The sequence below is a fragment of the Saccharothrix sabaoui genome (genome assembly GCF_051756985.1).
GTDB lineage: Bacteria > Actinomycetota > Actinomycetes > Mycobacteriales > Pseudonocardiaceae > Actinosynnema.
Genome location: NZ_JBPKJK010000313.1, coordinates 1 through 3,932 on the forward strand (window position 1 = coordinate 1; position 3,932 = coordinate 3,932).

3 protein-coding genes are annotated in these 3,932 nt (G+C 70.4%); all 3 read left to right on the forward strand.

All coding sequences use genetic code 11. The features are described from left to right. Positions 1–88 precede the first annotated feature (88 nt). On the forward strand, positions 89–1,483 hold the full coding sequence (locus tag ACR807_RS41410; RefSeq protein WP_438927028.1) for a M20/M25/M40 family metallo-hydrolase: 1,395 nt from the start codon (positions 89–91) through the stop codon (positions 1,481–1,483). 43 nt (positions 1,484–1,526) lie between these two features. After that, positions 1,527–3,206, forward strand: a complete 1,680-nt coding sequence (locus tag ACR807_RS41415) for a PLP-dependent aminotransferase family protein (protein ID WP_438927029.1) — start codon at positions 1,527–1,529, stop codon at positions 3,204–3,206. A gap of 13 nt (positions 3,207–3,219) precedes the next feature. Then, the coding region (locus ACR807_RS41420) for a hypothetical protein (RefSeq protein WP_438927030.1) at positions 3,220–3,932 on the forward strand (713 nt) is incomplete at its 3' end.

Genomic DNA, 3,932 nt, shown 5'->3' on the forward strand with positions numbered 1-3,932 from the left:
ATGCAATCAGCTCCCGATCCCGCGTGGCGCACAGTCCTGAGTGGACTGTCCTCCCGGCGCCGCCCGCACATCCACGGGAAGGACCCCCATGACCGCGGTCACCTCCGAGCAGGGCTCGCACGACCGGGTGCGCGCCCTCGTGGGCGAGTACTGGCAGACGCTGATGGACCTGGTGAGGCACAGGTCCACGGCCGAGCAGCCGGACCCGCCCCTGCTCACCACCGCCGAGAAGATCGCCGGGCTGTTCCGGGCGGTCGGCCTGGACGGGGCCACCGTCACCACCATCACCCACAACGGCAGGACCTCCGCGCCCCTGGTGCACGCCGACCAGCCCGCGCGGACCGGCGGCGCGCGGACGGTCCTGCTGTACGCGCACTACGACGTGCAACCCGCCGACGAGGCCAAGTGGAAGGTGACGAAGCCGTTCGTGCCCAAGGAGGTCGCGGTGGGCGGCGACACCCGGCTCTACGGGCGCGGCTCGGCCGACGACAAGTCCGGGGTCGTGATGCACCTGGGCGCGCTCAAGGCGCTGCGGGAGAAGTGGTCCGGGCTGCCGGTCAACGTCAAGGTCGTCGTCGAGGGCGAGGAGGAGAGCGGCAGCGTCCTGGACTCCTACCTGGCCGCCCACCCGGAGGACCCCCGGTTCAAGGCCGACCTGGTCATCGTCGCCGACACCGGGAACCTGGCGGTCGGCGTGCCCGCGCTCACCTCCACCCTGCGCGGCGTCCTGTCGGTGGACGTGACCGTCAGGACGCTCGCCAAGGAGGTCCACAGCGGCATGTACGGCGGGCCGGCGCCCGACGCGTTCATGGTGCTGGCGCGGCTGCTGTCGACGCTGCACGACGCGAACGGCGACGTGGCCGTGCCCGGCCTGACCCGCTTCGACCACGACTGGCCGGCCGTGCCGGAGGACGAGTACCGCAGGAACGCGGGCGTGGAGCCCGGGGTGGACCTGGTCGGCACCGGCACGCTCGCCCAGCGCCTGTTCGGCCGCCCCTCCGTCACCGTCGTCGGCCTGCGGAACGCGCCGAGCATGGACCGGCCCGCGAACGTGCTGCACCCGGAGGTGACCGCCCGGATCAGCGTGCGGCTCGCGCCGGACCAGGACCCGGACGCGGCGTTCAAGGCCCTCGACGCCCACCTCAGGGCCAAGGCCCCGAAGGGGGTCGTGCGCGGCATCACCCCGGTGAGCCTCGGCCAGGGCTTCGCCGCCCACGAGGGCCCGTACCACGCCGCCGTCGAGAGCGCGCTCAAAACCGCCTACGGGACCGGCTCGGTCGCGCACGCCGGCCAGGGCGGCTCCATCCCGCTGGTCTCCGCGCTGCACGCCGCCAACCCCGGCGCGGACATCGTGCTGTGGGGCTGCGAGGAACCGCTGGCCAACATCCACGGGGACGACGAGAGCGTCAGCAGGTCCGAGCTGGAGCACATGACGCTCGCCGAGGCGCTGCTGCTCGACGCGCTCGCCGGGCCCCACCGCTGAACGGCTCCCCGACCGGGGGGCGGACCACCACAGGAAGGCGACCATGACCATCGCAGACCACGCACTGGACCAGGCGCGCACGTCGGGCGCGGACTCCCCGCCGAGCCCGACGGACCAGGACTTCGCGCTCCCGGCCGAAGGCGTGCCCGAGCCGCAGCGCAAGGCGGTGCTGGACAAGCTGGAGAACTACTTCGCCGACCTCCAGGGCAGGTTCCTCGGCTACCAGACCAACGAGGACCTCAAGCTGCGCGAGCCGATGGCCCGGTTCCTCGACTACCACTTCAACAACGTCGGCGACCCGTTCGAGGACTCGCACTTCACGCTGCACACCCGCTGGGCCGAGCGCGCCGTCCTGGACTACTACGCCAAGCTGTGGCACGGCAAGCTGCGCACCCCCGTCGACGGCGAGGTGCCGAAGGACGCCTACTGGGGCTACGTGCTCACCATGGGGTCCTCCGAGGGCAACAACTACGCCCTGTGGAACGCCCGCGACTACCTCTCCGGCAAGACCCTCATGCGCGAACCGGCCAAGGACGGCGGCGCGCAGTACGTCTGGGTGCAGGACACCGCGCCCTCCGACAACCAGAACGCCTACTCCCCCGTGGGCTTCTACTCGCACGACACGCACTACTCGGTGGCCAAGGCGCTGCGGGTGCTGAACATCCCGAACTTCTACGAGGTCGGCACCAAGATGTACCCGTACGCCAACCCGCTGAACCCGGGGCAGCCGTGGGACCACGAGGTCCCGTCCACCGGCGGTGACGGCGGACCGGGCAGCATCGACGTGGACAAGCTGGCGAAGCTGGTGGAGTTCTTCGCGAGCATGGGTCACCCCGTGGTGATCAACCTCAACTACGGCAGCACGTTCAAGGGCGCCTACGACGACGTGGCGGGCATCTGCGACCGGCTGCGGCCGATCTTCGCCCGGTACGGGCTGGACAAGCGCAAGGTCCGCTACGGCCGCGACGAGAACGGCAACGAGCTGGTCGACGAGCGCACCGGCCACTGGATCCACGTCGACGGCGCGCTCGCCGCGACCTACGCGCCGTTCATCGAGAAGCTCGTCGACGCGGGCGAGATCACCCCGCCCGCCCCGCTGCCGAAGTTCGACTTCCGCATCCCGGAGGTCGCTTCGATCGTCACCAGCGGGCACAAGTACCCCGGCGCGCCCTGGCCGTGCGGCATCTTCATGACCAAGGCGAACCTCCAGATGCAGCCGCCCGATCAGCCCGCCGTGATCGGGTCGCCGGACACCACGTTCGGCGGGTCGCGCAACGCGTTCTCGCCGCTGGTCATGTGGCACTTCCTGGCCAAGCACTCCGAGCGCGACCAGATGACGATGATCCGCACCGCCCTGGAGGTCACCGACCACGCGGTGGAGAAGCTCAAGGCGGTGGGCGGCGCGTGGGAGGTCGCGCGCACACCACTGGCGCTCACCGTGCGGTTCAAGCAGCCGCCGGCCGACATCGTGCACAAGTACTCGCTGGCCACGATCCCGCTCAAGACGGAGAGCGGCACCGTCAACTACGCCCACCTGTACGTGATGCCGCACGTCACGAAGGAGGTGATCGACGCCCTGGCGGCCGACCTGGCCGAGACCGCCCCGACGAGCCTGCCGGTGCAGCGCGGCGGCGTGGACATGTCGGCGTACGTGGACGGCTCGGCCGACACCGGCGACATCGCCCGCCTGGCGCTGGTGCGCTTCTCCGACAACGCCTTCTGAGGAGGACCCGGTCATGACGAAGTCCCACGACGAGGAGCACCCGAGCACCCACGGTTTCGTGCTGATGGGCGAGGATGTCGTGCACGGCGGTCACCTGGCGATGTTCACCATGGCGGAGCACCGCTACCAGGTGGTCGCGACCTTCGGGTTCAGCGCCGAGGTCAAGAAGCGCTACGTCGACGCCCTGAGCGCCGCGCGGTCGGCGACGTTCGTCGTCGTCAACGACGAGGAGCTGCTGCTCCAGAAGATGGTCGGCGACCGGCGGTTCACCGGCTCGATCATCAAGGTGGTGGGCAACGACCTCGGGAAGCCCACGGTGATCGTGTCGGGCGTCCCGGTCGAGATCACGGCCGTGCTGCACAACCGGCCGTTCCGGGACACCGACGAGTACCCGCCGAAACCCCGGTACCTGCTGCTCGGGCAGGGCTCGGCGGCGCACGTCACGCACTACATGACCAGGAAGCCCGACTACCAGCTGCTGGCCGACGTGACCCTGGTCGAGTCGGAGCTCACGGCCGCGGAACTCGCGGCCGGCGTGCTCGTGGACCTCCAGGGCGTGGAGGAGGAGCACAGCCCCGCCACCACCCCGATCCCGCCGGGCACGACCGTGCAGGCCCTCAGCGCGCAGGGGAAGAAGGTCACCCTGAAGGTCGACGAGACCCGCTGGTTCGACACCAAGGAGCTCAACGGCTCGACCGACTACTCCGCCCGCCTGCTCGAAGCGCT